Origin of the sequence: Clostridium pasteurianum BC1 (assembly GCF_000389635.1) — a bacterium.
GTDB classification, from domain to species: domain Bacteria; phylum Bacillota; class Clostridia; order Clostridiales; family Clostridiaceae; genus Clostridium_I; species Clostridium_I pasteurianum_A.
Genome location: NC_021182.1, coordinates 4860763 through 4879131, shown reverse-complemented (window position 1 = coordinate 4879131; position 18369 = coordinate 4860763). Strand labels below are relative to the sequence as shown.

Sequence of the window (18369 nt, the reverse complement as noted above, 5' to 3'; positions counted from 1 at the left end):
GCTTATGGACAATACTATAAATGAAGAATTGTTATCTATGGTAATAACAGATTTAATTAATAAATATCCTTATGCAATAAATTTTTTTGACTCTATTGGATTAAAAGAATTTGATAGGAAGCTGACAATAAAAGAATTGGAAGCCAGTTTTTCAGATGAAGTTTTAGATAATCTTGGTATTGGAAGAGAGCAGATATCCGATAATTTTATTGCCTTTATGAAGGACATGGGTAAATTAGATGATAATGAAAGTGATGGAGTACATTCTGTAACTATAATTGGAGGATATAATAAGCTTAAGGAAAGAGAAAACATAAGTATAACCTTAAAAAAAGGAGAAATAATTTCAATAGTAGGTCCTACGGGTTCAGGTAAAAGCAGATTGTTAGAAGATATTGAATGTCTGGCTCAGGGCGATACCCCAACTAAAAGGCAAATACTTGTGAATGGTAAGGTACCAGAGGAAGATAAACGTTTTTCCATAGAAAATAAGCTTATTGCACAATTATCGCAAAATATGAATTTTATTATGGATGTAAGCACTTCAGAATTTATTACAAGACATGCGAAAAGTCGTAAAATTGAAAATGTTGAAGAAATAGTAGAGGCTATAATAAAATGTGCCAATGATTTGGCAGGAGAAAAATTTTCCCCGGAGGTTCCAGTTACACAACTCAGTGGAGGACAGTCTAGAGCACTTATGATAGCTGATACTGCACTACTTAGCAAGTCTCCCATTGTACTTATAGATGAAATTGAAAATGCAGGAGTAGATAGAAAAAAGGCCATAGAGTTCTTGGTAAAAAAGGAGAAAATAGTTTTGATGTCCACTCATGATCCTATTCTGGCTCTAATGGGAAATAAGAGAATTGTAATAAAAAATGGGGGCATCAGCAAGATAATAAATACAAGTGAAGTTGAGAAAAACAATCTTGAGCTGCTTAGTAAGTTTGATTATAAAATATTAGAATTGAGGAACTTGCTTAGGACAGGTAAAGAAATTGATTTTAATGTAAAAGAATATCTAAAAATTGAATAATTAAAATAGAGATTAGTACATTTCCCTATAATTTAAAACCATGTAAAACTGAAGCCTTTAGATATGTTTTGCATGGTTTTAGTTATAGTGTAGAAATTGTATTATTGATAAAGTGCGTTGTGTGAAATTTTTGTTATATTACTTAGTTTAGATGAATTACATTATTCATAATTGAAGGTTGCATTTATGCTGGCACTTATAGTAAGCCGCCCGGGTATAATAGGTGTACTTGCAGCAAAAGCTAATGTATTTCTTCCACTAGGTGGTGTGCAGTCATAGTTTCCTTCTATGACAGTTATAGGTATTTCATCTAATATTACACCTAGGCTATTGCTTATAGCCCTAGCCTTTATTAGTGCATCTTCTACTGCAAGATTTAGAGCTTTTCTATAATAAGGTGTTATATCTGATAAAAAGAAATTTATATTATTTACTATATTTGCTCCATTTACAGTAGCAGTATCTACAATCTGACCAATATTAGTAATATCTTTTGTTGTAACTCGTATATTATTTGTAACTCTATAGGATCTAAAAATTTGTCTTCCATCAACAAAATCGTATTGAGGTTCTATTATATAGCTATCTGTACTTATATTTTTTTCACTGATACCTATAGCTTTTAAAGAATTAATAACCTTTGTAGCAATAATGGCATTTTCATTTTGAGCAGTTTTCAAATTTATATTTTCAGTTTGAATGCCAAGTACAACATTGGCTGTGTCTGGGGCAGCCGTTATAACGCCTTTACCATCTACCCTTAGAGTTTTATCTTTATTGTTTTTATGGCAAGAACTATGACGGGTATAGGGAGTGGCGTAGTAATTATTTTCAGGTTCATAGTACATAGCTTTTATTCCTTCCTTACAATATATTGATTCATTTTTATTATATGAATTTATGAAAGGATTTGTGAAGAAGGCTAAAATTATTTTAAACTATTGTATATCTCATCAAGATTAGATTTCATACTTTGTATGTAATCTTTATTGTCTTCCTTACTCTCAAGTGTATAAATTTTTTCAGCTTTAGCACCTACTTCTTTTGCTAAAGTATTTGAAACTTTTGGGCTTACCATATTTTCTACAAAGATAGTTTTTATATTATTTTCTTTACAATAATTAATAAGCTTCTCCATTTCCTGGCTGCTTGGTTCTCCTTCTGCAAATACATCTTCTACACTGTTTTGTTTTAAATTAAAATCTCTGCAAAGATAAGCAAAAGCAGCATGACCGGTAACAAAGCTTTTATTTGGCAGGGTATCTAATTTTGATTTATAATCATTATATAGAGATTCCAGCTGATTTTTAAAGTCTGTATAATTTTTTTCATAATAATCCTTGTTATTAGGATCTGCTTTTATTAGAGCATCTTTTATATTATTTGATTCTAATTCAGCCCCCTTTAAGCTGAGCCAAAGATGAGGATCATATTCTCCATTTTCTTTAATTGAACTAGGATCAGAATTTTTTATTCCATCTGCACCTTTAGAGGCTTCTACTGCTATTAAGTCTTTGTTTCCAACTGATTGTACTGCCTTATCTGCCCACTTTTCCATGCCTAATCCATTATATACAAATACTTTTGCAGAAGAAAGTGTTTCAAAATCTTTTATCTTGGGATCAAATTCATGAGGCTCTGTTCCATTAGGTATCATGGTGGTTATATTAACTTTATCCTTCCCTATGGCATTTACAAATTCTTTCATGGCATTAAATGAAACAACTACATTAAGTTTGCCATTGTTATTTTTAGTAGAATCACTGCTAATATTAGAACTACTTTTGCAGGAAGCTAGTGTTAGCAGCATTGATAATACTACAATAAATAAAATAATTTTTTTTAACAAATTAATCACCTCGTTTTATATGTAAATGCAAGTAAATTGCATTTACATATATTTTACACTTTATTAGTACTTTTAGTCAATAATAGTATTTTTGATATTACATATGTTGGTAATGATTAAACACAAAATATTGAGATTTTAAAACTTATTTATTAAGGTTAGAAGTAAAGACATAGTTAATTTTAGATTATATGGAATTCTAATGAGCTACATACTACGTAGATCTAGGAAGTTATATGGACATTTAATTTTCAATAAAGTAAACTATTAATATGATATAAATTTACATTAAATTACTCATGTACTCTATATAATTTACACTACTAAAAAGCTATTCATGTATGCGAAAGCTGGACTTTATAGAAATATTATTAAGCATTATTTATATGCTGCAATAGATTATATTCATTATAAAATATATATTTATTCAGCTGTTATTAATTAAATATACAATTTTAATTGCAAATTGTATATAATGCACTAAAAATTTATTTGAAAGGGAGATACATATGGATGAACAATTTGCTAATTTTCTGACAAACATACTTATACTGATAGCTATTTTTATAGCAGCAGTATTAATAAATCAAGCAATACGTATAAATTATATTTATCTTGTTGGATTAATACCACTAATATTTATAATTTTTATGATTTTTTATGTAAGAAAAAAATTAGTATTAGAAGGATTATATCAAACTTTTATTAAGGAATGGGGAGAAAAGGTAGATAGAAAGAGAAATTTAAAAAAAATACGAAGTGTTTTTGATTATATGAGCGAAGAGAGAGAGGATGAGTTTTATCTAGATGATCAGACCTGGTCAGATTTAACTATGGATGAAATTTATAAGCAAATGGATAGAACCTTAAGCTCACCAGGAGAAGAACTTCTATATAAAATACTCAGAACTCCTTTATTTAAAGAAGAGGATCTAAAAAAGAGAAATGAAATTATAAATTTGTTTCAAGAGGATAAAAAATTCAGAGAAGAAGCTGGAATGTATTTATTAAAGTTAAATAAAAAGAAAATGAATGATGTACCGGATTTATTATGGAATGATATAGATGCAGATACAAGACTAAGACCTGTCTGTATGATAATGGCTATAGTTCCAGTAGTATCATTGATAGCTTTCTTGGTTACAAGAAATATAGGGCCACTTTTTATCATTTTAATTTCCTTAGTTGTAAATTATATATTACATAATAATATTAAAAAGAAAATAACCACATATGTTTCTTGTATAGGTTATTTAAACGCCATAATAGTTACTGCCAGTGACATTTCAAAACTTGATAATGAAAAGTTTAAAGAGTATAAAGATTTGTTAGGTGAATTGAGTAAGAAAGTATTTTTAATAGTTAAAAGATCAGTTGGTGTAGGAAGAATAGAGGGATTGGATCAAACTGGTATTATGGAAATCCTATATGCAGTATTACTATTTGAGGAAAATCAGTTTTTTTCTTGTATAAATCTTATAAAAAAATACCAGGAGGATTTGAAAAAAATATATGTTACTATTGGAGAAATAGATGCGCTGCTTTCTATTGGAGCCTATAGGCAAGGATTAAAGAATTATTTTCATCCAGAGTTTACTAGTGAAGATAGATATTTAGAAGCTAGAGATTTAGTTCATCCACTTATAGAGGAGGCTGTGTCTAATTCCATTAGTATAAAGGAAAAAGGTATAATTTTAACAGGTTCTAATATGTCAGGAAAGTCTACCTTTTTAAGAACTATTGGTGTAAATGCTGTTTTGGCACAAAGCATATATATAACAACAGCTTCATATTATAAAGCAAGTTTTTTTAAGATTATGACTTCTATAAGTCCTGAGGACAATATAATGGGTGGTAAAAGCTATTATTTTAGAGAAGCAGAAGCTCTACTTAGGATAATTGAAGAAGGAGGAGAGGATTATTCACTTCTCTGCATAATTGATGAAATATTTAGAGGTACAAATCCCGTGGAGAGAATTAATGCATCTATAGAAATATTAAGGTATCTTGAAGTACACAATTCCCTTGCAGTGGTGGCTACCCATGACATTGAGCTCACAGATATGTTAAAAGACAAATACAATCTTTTTTATTTTACAGAGGATATAGATAAGGCTGGAATGGTATTTGATTATAAATTAAAGGAAGGGGTCTGCAGAACCAGGAATGCAGTAAAACTTCTTAAGTTTCTAAATTATCCTAAGGAAATTGTTGAAAGGACAAATAGGCGTATTGAAGAAAGTTCTAAGGTGTAAATTAAAAACAGCCTACTAAAAATAGAGTTTATAATACAGGAATAGAAGAGTGTATCTTTGGAATAAAATTCTGGAGATACACTCTTTTATTATAAGAAGTTTTTAAATCTAGTACAAAAGCAGTAAACTAGTCATTTTTAACATGAATTATTATACAATTATCATAACATATGGTAAAATGGTTTACGAAATATACATTTGTATGATATAGGAAAATTCTACAGAATAATATATTTTTACGTTATTATATATATTTAATTCATATATACATTGACAGGCGATGTATATATATTTATAATGTAAGTATCAATTAAAAATATAGAAAAGGTAACAAATAACTACATAAGGGGGGAAATGGATGAGTATAATATTGAAATTTGTTTTAAAAAATATAAAAGAAAAAAAACTTAGAACTTTTCTTATTGTAATTTCTATTATGGCTTCCACCGCTTTGTTCTTCGCGGCAAATGGAATAGCATCTACATTAAAGGAAACACAGATTAATATTGCAAGAAGTGTTTTCGGAAGTGCAGAAATAATGATTACTGCAGGTCAGGAATCACCTTCTCCATATTTCTTAGCAAATAAGGCGGAACTTTATAGAAATAGCTTAGATTACGTAGTTGGTGAGATGAATGTCAATGCACAATATAGTTATAACAATGATGAAATTGTACCTATGTCACTTACAGGTGTAGATTATGATGATTTAACACTTATGAATCCTCTTCAAATCATAGATAGTTCCTCTATAAAACCATTTCAAGGTAATAAGATAATAATAAGTAAAAAATCAGCCGATAAGTACAATATTAAAATAGGGGACAGGATAAAACTCAACATTAAAAACAGTAATGACACCTTTACGGTTTCTGGCATTGTACAATCTGAAGGCATATTTAAAACAGAAGATAAAACTATGTTTGGAGTAATTCCAAAATCTACAGCAGAGCAGTTAAATGATGCAAGAGGAATGGTATCCACAATTTATTTAAAAACTAAAGACACATCAGATACAGATGACCTTATAAAACAACTTTCAAATTCCTATAAAAATTATAATGTTCAGCCAACTATAGATATGAAGCAAATAAATGAAAATACCAATGCTACAAGTACTACTTTTTTAGCTATGCTCATAATTGTTTTGACCATGAGTGTGTTTATAATATATACAGTTTTTAAAGTTATAATAATTGAAAGACTTCCTATAATAGGTACCTTTAGAAGTATTGGAGCTACCAAATTTATGACGGATTTTGTGCTTATAGCTGAGAGTATCATATATGGAATAATAGGTGGACTAACAGGAATATTAGTTGGAATAGGTATAGTAAAATTAGCTGCTATGGGTCTAAGTAGTCAAGCAGGAGGAATAACGGTAACTATAAATTATAATACAAGTCAAATACTTATGGCCTTTGGATTTGCCGTAGCAGTTTCCATTTTTAGTGCAATAATTCCTATAGTTAGAGTTTCCAGACTTTCAGTGAAGGATGTAGTTTTGAATACAGTAGATACTACTCAGAGAAAAAAGCTATGGAAATTTATTTTAGCTGTAGTATTAATTTTGCTTGCAGTTGCTTTACCAAGACTATCAATTAAGGGAGGCACAACTATTACATTAGATTTAGTAGGTATGGTGCTGGGAACTATAGGAATTGTAATGATTGTTCCCTACTTTACAGATTTATTTGTTATAGTACTTGAAAAAGTATATGCTCTTATATTTAGAAATGAGGGAATATTAGCGGCAAAAAATCTTAGGAATAACAAAAATATTTTAAACAACATATCTCTTTTAACCATAGGAATATCTGCATTATTTATGCTTAATGTGGTAAGTTTCAGTTTAGGACAGGAATTAGTAAAGGCTTACGAAATTTCTAAATGTGATATATCTGTATTTAGCTCAGGGGGAGAGCTAAATGGAGATGTTTTGAGTAGAGTAAGAAGTAATGAGGGGGTTGCAGAGGCCGCTGGTATGTATTCGGCTTTTTCTACGAAGGTAGAGGGTACTAACAACAGTATTATGAGTATATACGGTTATAATCCTAAATATTTTAATGATTTTATGGACGTAAATTTTCTCCAAAATCAAAATGATATTTTGGGAAATTTATATGATAACAGAGAAATTGCAATAACGGAAAGCTTAAGACAGAGCTTAAATGTAAATGTAGGTGATGTAATTACCTTAAAGACTGCCAATGGAGATAGAGATTATAGAGTTTCAGGTACCTTCAGCACTCTTATGAATAATGGAAGTATGGCTATAGTTTCAGAAAAATATTTACAGCAGGATTTTAAATTAAGCCAGTACGCCATTATATTTGTCACCACAAATGAAAGTCCAGATAAAGTAGCAGCAGTTATAAATAAAGAATTTAAGGGAAAACAACTGCAGATAAGTACATGGAAGAGTATGGAGGAACAGAATGCTAAACAGATTAATCAGATGCTGATGATAATTAAAATATTCCCTGTAGTATCCCTTATTATAGGAGCCTTTGGAGTATTAAATAATTTTATAATAAGCTTTATAGAGAGAAAAAGGCAACTGGCGGTTTTTGCATCTGTAGGCATGAGCAAGCTTCAAACTATAAAAATGCTTTTTGTAGAGGCACTTTCAGCAGGTATTATAGGAGCCATTATGGGTGTGCTTGGAGGGCTTGTATCTACTTATATTATGCCTTATGTATTAAAATCTGCAAACTTTCCAATGCCAGTGCACTATGAACCACAAATTTTTATAACCTGTTTGATTTTAGGTATGGTTATAACACTTATTTCCTCAATAGTTCCTGCATTAAAATCCTCAAAACTTAATATTATCGAGGCTATAAAATATGAATAAAAAATAAAAAATTATAAAGGGAGTTGATTTAATGGAAGCTTTGCAGAGGAAGTCTGCTTTAAATGAAATAATAATTGAAGCAAAGGACCTTAATAAAACCTACAAACTTGGAACACAGGAGGTAGAGATACTTAAAAACATTAATCTTACAATAGAAAGAGGAGAATTTGTATCCATAATGGGACCTTCAGGTTCAGGAAAGAGTACTCTCCTGTATCTATTAGGAGGATTAGACAAACCTACCAGCGGCAGTGTTAAAATAGCGGGAAAAGAACTTTCCGTAATGAATGATAAGGCTCAAAGTATTATGAGAAGAAGAGATGTAGGTTTTGTATTTCAATTTTACAATCTTATACCAAATTTAAATGTAGAAGAGAACATAATGCTTCCAATACTATTAGACGGAAAGAGGCTTAAGGACTACAGAGATAAACTTGAAAAAATATTAGAGGTAGTGAGTCTAAAGGACAGAAGAAATCATACCCCAAGGGAATTGTCCGGTGGGCAGCAGCAAAGAGTGGCAATTGCAAGAGCTCTCATTAATGAACCAGAGGTAATTCTTGCAGACGAGCCCATAGGAAATTTGGATAGTAAGACGGGAAAAGAAATTATGGAGTTACTCAGAAAGATAAATATAGAAAATGGGAAGACCATTGTGCAGGTTACCCATTCTCCTGATTCAGCAAATTATGGCCAAAAGATTATTTATGTAAGAGATGGAAAGGTGGTAGAGGAATAATGAAAAAGGGAAAAATATCATTATTAATTATATCTATAGGATTAGCAGTGGCATTGACAGCTTGTCAGCAGTCAAGCAGCTCAAATACAACTAAGAAACCTGCAGCAAAGCAAAATAACAATACTATAGAAGCTTCTGGGACAGTACAGGCATCTAATGTGGAAAATATTATTATAGATTTTCCTACAACGGCAATTCCAAAGATAACAAAGATAAATGTACAGGAAGGGCAGCAGGTAAAAAAAGGTGATAAACTTGTACAATTAGATATGAATGATTATAATGCTACAGTTAAGGGAAAACAAAAAGCTGTAGATGCAGATATCAGTGCTAAAAATGCAGATGTAGAAAGTAAAAAAGATTTGACCACAGATAATGCAAAAAATGCTTATCAGGCAAAAATTGATGCAGATCAGGACAAGATAGATGCAGACCAGATAGAACTTAATGCTTTAAAAGCTAAATTAAATAGAACTTATTTAAATAATGAAGGGGTAGTATCAGATATAGATAATGCGGTAGTTACTAATATTGCATATAAAGTAGGAGATCTAGCTGCTCCTGAAAAGGCTCTGCTAAGTCTAAGTGATTTAAATAGTCTTTATGTGCAGGCAAATGTCAGTGAAGAATTCATAAAAGATGTAGCTGTAGGAAAAGCAGTTCAAATAGTACCAAATGCCGACCCAAGTGCAAAAATAACAGGAAAAGTTACCAGTGTAGCAAATGCTGCTACTCTAGATAAAAATGGAGACACCTATATTCCTGTAAATATATCTATAGACCAAAATAATGGAAAGCTTCTGCCAAATTATAATGTAGATGTACAAATAGATAAAAGCAAGTAAAATACACTAGTATATGTTAGATTATTTTAAGATGTTCAAGAATTAAAAAAATATAGAAGCCAAGTCTGGCTTCTATATTTTTTTGTATAAATGCTAACTTTACAGGTAATCCAGTAATCATTGATAGTAGTTTGTTTTTATTAAGAAAATTTTTACAAGTAATCTTATCAGTATGAATATTTGTAGAAATTACTTGTGGAATATAGGATAGATTTTTATTATGTGTCACTAATAAGATAATTGCATAGAGTAATATAAATGTGCTCTAAAATGTTAATAAGGTGCAACTTGCACCTTATTGGAACAAATACTATAATGAAGTTATCTTGTTGTAAGTTATTCAGTGATTTAGGCATCTGAAAATAAATAAGAAGTCAAAGATGCGACGAATATTTTGAATTCAACAAGGAAACAGGTTCTGATGATAGTTGGGCTATCAGAAGGTTCTGTTGACGCAGTGGAATTCAAAATAGGCTAGCATACTGACTTAGTTATTTTTTGAAGATGCCTTAAAGAATATCAGTTGAAAATTTAATTAATATTCATTGATATAATAAGTCTTTTAGATATATTTTTCGAAATGATTAAGATATAGATTGGAGTTGTAAAATTATGCCCTCAGATGATATAAGTTTAATTATATTAGAAACTAGTGATATACATGGAAATATGATACCAATAGATTATGCTAATAATGAAAAAGCTAAAAACGGAATATCAAAAATTGCAACAATAATTAGGGAGGAAAGAAATTTAAATGAAAATGTTATACTGATAGATAATGGTGACATGCTTCAGGGTACTCCTCTTACCTATTATTATGCAAAAGTAGATAGTAAAGATAAAAATCCTATTATAGAAGTATTGAATTTTTTACAATATGATGCAGCTGTTATAGGAAATCATGAATTTAATTATGGTATGGATATTCTTAAAGATTCAATAAAGCAATCAAATTTTCCATGGCTTTCTGCTAATATTATAGACAAAAATTCTTTAGAACCTACCCTTGGAAAACCCTATATAATAAAGAATTTTAAAGAGGGGCTAAAGGTAGGAATACTGGGGCTTACTACGAAATATATACCTAACTGGGAAAATCCAGATATAATTGCCGAGTTAGACTTTCAAGATGTGGTAAAAACTGCTGAAAAGTGGATTGATATTTTAAAAAAAAAGGAAAGGGTAGACGTGGTGGTAGTCTCTTATCACGGAGGCTTTGAAAGGGATTTAGATACAGGAAAACCAACAGAAAGTCTCACTGGGGAAAATCAGGCTTATGAGCTTTGTAAAAAAGTAAAAGATATAGATGTATTATTAACAGGTCATCAGCACAGGCTTATTTATAACAAGTGCATCAATGGGGTAGTTGTGGTTCAACCTGGAAATGCCGCTAAAGCTATAGGTAAGGTTGAAATTAATATGAAGAGAGGCAAGAATGGCTGGGAAGTAATAAACAAGAGCTCTAAATTAATTTTTAGTGAGAATAAGGCCTCACAAGTTGAAGTTGAGAATATAATAAATGATATAGAGAAAGATACTCAGGTATGGCTGGATAAAGCTATTGGAAATATAAATGGGAATATGGTTGTTAAAGATTACATGGATATAAGAACTAAAGATAATGCCTTAATAGAATTTATTAATAAAGTACAAATGGATAGTGCAGGAGTGGATATTTCTAATACAGCTTTATTTGATAATAAATCTAAAGGTTTTAGAAATAAAGTGACAATGAGAGACATAGTTTCAAATTATGTATACCCTAATACGCTAAAGGTAATCAAAATTAAGGGCTCTGATATTAAAAAGGCATTAGAAAAATCTGCATCATACTTTGCTAACTATGACGGAGAAAGTATCAAGGTAAATCCCAAGTTTTCCATTCCAAAACCACAACATTATAATTATGATATGTGGGAAGGAATTGAATACGAAATAAATGTATCAAAACCCATTGGAAGCAGGATAACAAAATTGAATTATAAAGGTAAGCCCTTAGATACGGAAAAAGAATATGAGGTTGTAATGAACAATTATCGTGCTGGTGGTGGAGGAAATTATGATATGTTTAAAGGTAAGCCAGTAATAAAGGATATACCTATTGATATGTCTGAATTAATAGCTAATTATATTTTATCCAGAGGAATTATAGAGGCTACAGTAGATGGAAATTGGAAAGTTGTTCATGATTGACAAAATAAGTGAGGTAATTGCAAGCATAAACTTCATAAGATATATATAAGGCTTTCTTCATATGTTATATTTTGATTTACAGTAACTATAGGATATCTTCAAATAAATAAACAATTAGTACGCTAGTCCATTTTGCATTTTTAACTTGCTATTTATTTGAAGATGCCTACATAAAAAACAAATTGATTAAGCTGTAGTTGTCGGTGGGGTAAAGACTCTTTGGTTTAATTCAGCATCTAGCATGTACAATGCAGCTTTATCATCGCCTATTCTCTCTAATCTCTTTAATATAGTAGAAACAGTCTTTTCTTCTTCGGTTTGTTCATCAATAAACCACTTCAAGAAGCTTATAGTTGCGTGTTCTTTTTCATTTGTAGCTATATCCATGAGGTTGTAAATTCTTTCAGTTACAATTTTTTCATGATTTAATGTGGCTTTGAAAGCATCAAGTATTGAACCAAATTCATTATTTGGATTATCCATGCCTTTAATTACAACTGTGCCATCCATATCAACTATGTAATTAAAGAATTTATTAGCATGAAATCTTTCTTCTTCAATTTGTACTTTGAAAAAGTTTTCAAAACCAGTTAAATCTTGTGATGCACAGTATGCCTGCATTGCTAAATAAATATGTGCTGAATAAAATTCATAGTTTACTTGATCATTTAAGGCAGAAAATAATTTTTCACTTATCATAATAATCACCCTCTCAAATATTGATTTAATAGTTATTAGTAAAAATGTAATAATATCTACTAATATAGAGTATATATATATTTTAAAGCAATAATGAATAAAATACAAATTAACTTTTGGAAATAATTTGTTGACTAAATATTACAAAATGTGTACTATACAAATAACACACTAATAATATAATGTATAATTATATTTAGTCCATCAATTGTTACAGCAGTTATAACAGGAATATTTTTTACTAAAGCTGTATATGCTATTTTATTAAGTTTCAGTATAAGCTCTATAATAATTATAATTTTGATTATAATATTTAAAGGATGGATTGTTTTGAAAATAGGAGCGTAGATAATTACTTTAAGGTAAAGAAGGGATAAATTTGCTTGATGTATGTCTATTAGGTTGTGGAGGCAGTATGCCTGTTCCAAATAGATCACTTACTTCCATGCTGGTAAGTTCTAATGGCAGTAAATTGTTAATTGATTGTGGCGAGGGAACTCAAGTTTCTATGAAAATATTAGGTAGTGGCTTTAAAGCTATAGACATTATCTGCTTTACTCATTATCATGCAGATCATATAGCAGGACTTCCTGGGCTTTTGTTAACTATCGCCAATTCAGGCAGAATAGAACCACTTACTATAGTAGGACCTTCAGGATTAAAAAAGGTTGTTGAAGGTATGACAGTTATAGCACCAATGCTTCCCTATGAATTAAAATTAATAGAAGTACAACAGGATTTCTATGAACTTAAATTAAATGATATGATAATTCATGCTATAAGTTGTGAACATACTCTTCCTTGCTTAGGTTATAGTGTAGAGATAAAGAGAAGAAAGAAATTTAACAAAGAAAAGGCTCAGTTAAATGATGTGCCTATAAAACTATGGAGTATTCTTCAAAAGGGTGAAAGCATTCAATTTGGCAAAAGAGTATTTACGCCAGACATGGTTTTAGGCGATGAGAGAAAGGGTATAAAAATTTGTTATGTTACAGATACAAGACCTATAGCTTCTCTTGTGGATTTTATAAAGGAGGCTGAACTTTTTATATGTGAAGGTATGTATGGTGAAGATGATAGCTTAGAAAAGGCCATTAAAAATAAACATATGCTTTTTAGTGAAGCAGCAGCTTTGGCAAAAGAAGGTAATGTAAAAGAACTTTGGCTCACTCATTTTAGTCCATCACTTAAAGAGCCAGAAAAATATTTGGAACATACAAAAAAGATATTTGACAATACTATAGTGGGAAAAGATAGACTTTGCAGGGATATAAATTTCACCTGATATCTAGCGAATATAACTATAGGGAGGTAAAAGAGGCACGTTCCTAAATAACTTGTCTAATCTGAATAGTAGAAACAAATTTCAAATTAGTAAGGTTTGTTAATGCAATAACATTTAAATAAAAATAAAAACCTCTGAGAATTTAAACTCAGAGGCTAATATTTATACAAGCATGCAGAGCATGAAAAGCTAAGAATGCCTGAGAGCGAAATTTGGTTTTAATAATTTTGGATTAAGCATATGAAAATAAATAGTAAGTCAAAGACGCTGACTATTTATTTGAATGTGCCTTACTTTATGATTATAGTTATGTGCAGAAAATCGAATTTTATTCATTACTGAACAATTTATTTATTTCTATTATACCTTCGCCTTGCTGCCATTTTGGAAAACTTAATAATTTGCAAGAAGCTTTAATAAGGGAAATAATATCATTATAATTTAAATTTTTATTACTTTCCAATAAGAGAGCACAAATTCCACTTACATAGGCAGCTGCACAAGAAGTACCTGTAAAACTGGTATAGTATTTTTCCATTTTATGAGGATAAAGTTTTACCCCATCTCTTTCTGAAACGTAGTTTGTATCAGATTTTAAAGAATATATATCAACGCAGGCGGCGGAAAGATCTGGCTTCATAAGCTTGCCGCAGGGACCGCTAGCGGAATAATGATATGATTTAATTGTAGAAGCAGTATCAAGGCCACCAACAGTTAAACAGTTATCTAATCCAGCAATTCCTCTTATAGAACTTTTTATATTTTCGTTATTTCCACTTGGAACTACTACTACAATGTTGTTCTCCTTCGCCTTTTCAAAAGCATTATGAAAAAGTGATAATATAAAATCCTCTTCTGTACTTATCTCAAAAGGTAAGCAAAGTATTCTTATGTTAAATTCCTTACAGTCATAAAGAATTTTGTCTATGGCTAAAAGTATGTTTGATATATAAGCTTTTCCCAAAGAATTAAAGGCCTTTATACAGTATATGCTGCTGTTTGGAGCTATGCCTTTGTACATGCCATTTGAATTAATGCCACTGCCAGATATTACTCCACTGACAAAAGTACCGTGGCCATTATCATCATAAGGATAATTAAGTCCGTTTACAATATCTATAAAATTTTTGATTCTTTTAAAAGGACTCAATAAATCAGGATGTGGATATATACCGCTATCTACTAAAGCTATGCATACATCTTTACCTGTAAATTTCAAATTTTTAGATAAACTTATCTTATTAGAGGCGGATATACTATTTGCGCAAAGATAAGCAAAATTATCTAAGGTAATAAAATTTACCTCTGGATATTCTATTAAACGCTTAATGGTATTAGCAGATATGTTTGCACATACACAGTTAACAGAAGGGATTATACAGATTAATTCCCCTCTAAGAGATTTTATTTTTGATTGAAATCTATCCAATAAGGCAGTACAGTGAATAATGACCCTATAATTTTTAAGCCTATCTTTTTCAATAGCAAGTCTCAGGTTGTTATCAAGTTTTTTTCTCATAGAAAACATCAATTTTCCTCCGTAAGATGACTTCCATTATTATTATATTTTAAAACTTGATATTTGCTATTAAATAATCAGAAAAATTTTCAACATTTCCATTTAAATACTACTATACCTACTATCATAATGATTACACCTAATATTTCATTAGCTCCGAAGGCTATTTTAGGAGTATCAAAGAATCCAAAAGCGTCAATAATAGCTGCAGCCAAAAGTTGAGCAATTAATATTGTTGAGATTGCACAGGTAGTTCCCACAGAAGATATTCCCTTCATAACAGTATAGACAATTATGACACCAAGTATTCCACCTAAAAGATACATTTTGTTTACATCTTTTATATTTTTAAAATTGCCCTTGCTGGCAAAAATCAATACTATGGAAGTAAAAATTAATGCACTTCCCTGAACAATTACATTTGTTTCCCAAAGACCTATTTTCTCGCTTAGCCTTGTATTAAAAACTCCTTGAAGACTCATACAAATTCCTGATAAAATTGATAAAAATATGCCAATCATAAAATCACCATCCTGAAGATTAGTATGCCCCAATATATGTGTATATATAAGTAAAAAAAACACTATAAAAGCTATTTGATAAACTTTATAGTGCATGTATATTGTTCAATTAATTTTAGGCATCTTCTAAAAATAACTAAGTCAGTATGCTAGCCTATTTTGAATCCTACTGCGTCAACAGAACCCTCTGATAGTCCAACTATCATCAGAACCTGTTTCCTTGTTGGATTCAAAATATTCGTCGCATCTTTGACTTATTATTTATTTTTAGATGCCTTAATAACCGATATTTTGTCTTTCATGATTTATAAGGTTCTTCTTTAAATAAGCTTCTTCTATTTTATCTTCTGTAAATCCTAAGTTTAAACCTAAACTCAAGAAATCTTCAAAAAGAGTTATATAGTGATCAATTGAAGAGCATATTAAGAAATCATTAATATCAATGAAAAGATCTAAAAACTGTTCTGTTATTTTGTCTCCATAATTTGCAGCCGCAAGTTGTATATGTTCAAAATTTTTATCTATACCTATACTTAATATAAAATGCAGACAATCCACAAATTCTTCTAGAATGATTTCCTCTGGAGAAGGACTTTTTTTGCTCCAATATTTGAAACATCTAGTTTCGTTGGCTAACTCGCCTACCTCTACTTGAAGTGCAAGAGCTTTTTTAGAGAATAAGTTGTCGGCCTTTAAGTTATGCTCACTTAGTATTCTGCTATCTAGCTCTTTTTGTAGATTAAATAGTTTATTCAAATTCATTAATAAAGCCGCCTTTCCATAACTGGTATATAACATATATTTTATATGAAAGTTATAAATAATAAAAGGTTACATAAACGATTACATAAAAAAATAATTAAATTCATGATAATTTAATATTAAAAGATAATATTACTTATTAATTAATTAAATTTATATATAAATTAAGAAAACCTAGTTAAGATCTATTACCATACTAGGTTTATATTAATACATAAGTCTTATTTTATCCGATGACTAGCCGATGTAACACTCCACCGCACTCTGTGAAAGCGATTCACACAAAATCTAAGATTTTGGTTCTCTGCTTTTCTAAAGGTGGAGATAACATCGGCACGTCCCTGGATAATTCATCTAAACTCAGTGGAAATACAAACTTCCACCGAGCAAGATTCATTGATAGTCATCTGATAATATCAGATAAAGATAACTGTAACCGAATGAGTTATATATTCATCTGAATTTAGTTATTGCAGGCATAATTAAATTCAGATGAATTGATTTTAATTTTCTAAAATAGGCAATGTATTAGCACCCTTAGGCATTAGTATGGTTTCCAAACTTTTGCCTTTCTTTTCGTAAACTATGTTAAGGGCCTCATACATAGTACTAACTACTTTTATGTTTGCGTTTTTCACCAAATTCTCATCTATATCAGAAACCATTATAAAATCATATTTTTCTGCCAGTTCGCAGACGTAGTATCCTATGAATTTTGATATACTGTATCTTTCCCTAAGGGATTTTTCCCTATCTAAAATATTATCATAATTTAATATTATATCCTTAATATCAGAGTCTCCACCAAGGCCTTCCCTACATTGAGATATAAGGATTAAAGCAGCACCATCCTTAGCAGCTTCATTCATATTAATCAGTGTTTTACTACTTTGATATAAATTTATATCTTTAGGATATCCACCAGCACTTCCAATAACAAGATCAGCTTTTCTATGAATTTTAACGCCATCTATTCTATTTACCAAATCTCTACCCATGGCATGAGCTTCTACATAATCACCTGAAACTGCAGCAGCAATATTACCATCCGAACCCATAATTACATTAAACATAAAGCTAGGCTTAACAAATGCAGCAGCTTCCAGCATATCATTATGCACAGGATTATTTGCAATGCTTCCTGATCTAACCAGTGGATTACTCCCATCACCTATATTCTTGCCAAGGGAAAGAGCGTGATTTGCCATAATAGTATCATAGCCAGATATTCCAGGAAGAATAGATTTTTTACCACCTGCCCATCCAGCAAGCAAATGATAAACTATTGAACCAGTTATTACTATATGGTCACATTCCATAGCTATTTTATTCATCCATACAGGGGTTCCGTAACTTGTTTCACCTAGGTATACTAAATTATTCTGATCAAGACAGTCATGGTCAATAACATCAAATCTTTTATGTAATTCAGCGCCCAATAGGTTCTCATGTTCTTTTTCAGTCTGTTTCCTATGGGTGCCTGTAGCACTTAAAAAAATAATATCCTTATCTGGTATGCCAGCGCTATTAAGTTCTTCTACAATTGGAGATAAAAATTTATAAGGTCTTTGCCAAGCTCTGGTAACATCTGAAATTACAATACATATCTTCTCACCATTATGGACTATATCCTTTAGCCTTGGACTGTTTATAGGATTAGCAAGAGAATCTAATATTATCTCATCTTCAGTTTTACCTAGATTAAATGGATTACCTTCTATTATCTGTACAATATTGTTTTCATCAATAGGAAAAGTAATATGTGTATCGCCATATTTCATATCAATGTTTTTCATATAATAA

The 18369-nt window shown here is 30.4% G+C and carries 14 protein-coding genes; 7 read left to right on the top strand and 7 right to left on the bottom strand.

Features of this window, described 5'->3' with window-relative positions; genetic code table 11:
- Window positions 1-4 precede the first annotated feature (4 nt).
- A complete protein-coding gene (locus tag CLOPA_RS22660) occupies window positions 5-1039 on the top strand; it encodes an ATP-binding cassette domain-containing protein (RefSeq protein WP_015617747.1) in 1035 nt (344 codons plus the stop codon).
- Between the two features lie 161 nt (window positions 1040-1200).
- On the opposite strand, the gene CLOPA_RS22655 is transcribed toward CLOPA_RS22660, so the two are convergent.
- The gene (locus CLOPA_RS22655) at window positions 1201-1887 is read right to left on the bottom strand and encodes an SIMPL domain-containing protein (protein WP_015617746.1); all 687 of its coding nucleotides are present in this window, start codon (window positions 1885-1887) and stop codon (window positions 1201-1203) included.
- Window positions 1888-1967: 80 nt separating this feature from the next.
- A complete protein-coding gene (locus tag CLOPA_RS22650) occupies window positions 1968-2888 on the bottom strand; it encodes a metal ABC transporter substrate-binding protein (RefSeq protein ID WP_015617745.1) in 921 nt (306 codons plus the stop codon).
- Window positions 2889-3397: 509 nt separating this feature from the next.
- On the opposite strand from CLOPA_RS22650, the gene CLOPA_RS22645 reads away from it, so the two are divergent.
- The 5 genes from CLOPA_RS22645 to CLOPA_RS22625 all read left to right on the top strand — a co-directional run bounded on the left by CLOPA_RS22645 (window position 3398) and on the right by CLOPA_RS22625 (window position 11780).
- On the top strand, window positions 3398-5143 hold the full coding sequence (locus CLOPA_RS22645) for a MutS-related protein (RefSeq protein ID WP_015617744.1): 1746 nt from the start codon (window positions 3398-3400) through the stop codon (window positions 5141-5143).
- A gap of 358 nt (window positions 5144-5501) precedes the next feature.
- The gene (locus CLOPA_RS22640; RefSeq protein ID WP_015617743.1) at window positions 5502-8000 is read left to right on the top strand and encodes an ABC transporter permease; all 2499 of its coding nucleotides are present in this window, start codon (window positions 5502-5504) and stop codon (window positions 7998-8000) included.
- Between the two features lie 31 nt (window positions 8001-8031).
- A complete protein-coding gene (locus tag CLOPA_RS22635) occupies window positions 8032-8739 on the top strand; it encodes an ABC transporter ATP-binding protein (RefSeq protein WP_015617742.1) in 708 nt (235 codons plus the stop codon).
- Window positions 8739-9584 carry an efflux RND transporter periplasmic adaptor subunit gene (locus CLOPA_RS22630; protein ID WP_015617741.1) on the top strand — a complete coding sequence of 282 codons (846 nt, stop codon included), beginning with the start codon at window positions 8739-8741 and terminating at the stop codon, window positions 9582-9584. Before CLOPA_RS22635 ends, CLOPA_RS22630 begins: the two co-directional genes overlap by 1 nt.
- A 612-nt stretch (window positions 9585-10196) precedes the next feature.
- Complete coding sequence (locus tag CLOPA_RS22625; RefSeq protein ID WP_015617740.1) at window positions 10197-11780, top strand: bifunctional metallophosphatase/5'-nucleotidase; 1584 nt, start codon at window positions 10197-10199, stop codon at window positions 11778-11780.
- Between the two features lie 186 nt (window positions 11781-11966).
- Here the strand turns inward: CLOPA_RS22625 and CLOPA_RS22620 are convergent, their stop codons facing one another.
- On the bottom strand, window positions 11967-12479 hold the full coding sequence (locus tag CLOPA_RS22620; RefSeq protein WP_015617739.1) for a ferritin: 513 nt from the start codon (window positions 12477-12479) through the stop codon (window positions 11967-11969).
- Window positions 12480-12858: 379 nt separating this feature from the next.
- Here CLOPA_RS22620 and CLOPA_RS22615 point away from each other — a divergent pair, with 379 nt between their 5' ends.
- Window positions 12859-13764 carry a ribonuclease Z gene (locus CLOPA_RS22615; RefSeq protein ID WP_015617738.1) on the top strand — a complete coding sequence of 302 codons (906 nt, stop codon included), beginning with the start codon at window positions 12859-12861 and terminating at the stop codon, window positions 13762-13764.
- Between the two features lie 328 nt (window positions 13765-14092).
- On the opposite strand, the gene CLOPA_RS22610 is transcribed toward CLOPA_RS22615, so the two are convergent.
- The 4 genes from CLOPA_RS22610 to larA form a co-directional block, all read right to left on the bottom strand.
- A complete protein-coding gene (locus CLOPA_RS22610; protein ID WP_015617737.1) occupies window positions 14093-15292 on the bottom strand; it encodes a S8 family serine peptidase in 1200 nt (399 codons plus the stop codon).
- Window positions 15293-15372: 80 nt separating this feature from the next.
- Window positions 15373-15804, bottom strand: coding sequence for a DMT family transporter (locus CLOPA_RS22605; protein ID WP_041711062.1), 432 nt, complete (start codon window positions 15802-15804; stop codon window positions 15373-15375).
- A 276-nt stretch (window positions 15805-16080) separates the two neighbouring features.
- Window positions 16081-16566, bottom strand: a complete 486-nt coding sequence (locus CLOPA_RS22600; RefSeq protein WP_015617735.1) for a dUTP diphosphatase — start codon at window positions 16564-16566, stop codon at window positions 16081-16083.
- A gap of 503 nt (window positions 16567-17069) precedes the next feature.
- A complete protein-coding gene (gene larA / locus CLOPA_RS22595; RefSeq protein WP_015617734.1) occupies window positions 17070-18362 on the bottom strand; it encodes a nickel-dependent lactate racemase in 1293 nt (430 codons plus the stop codon).
- Between the last annotated feature and the right edge of the window lie 7 nt (window positions 18363-18369).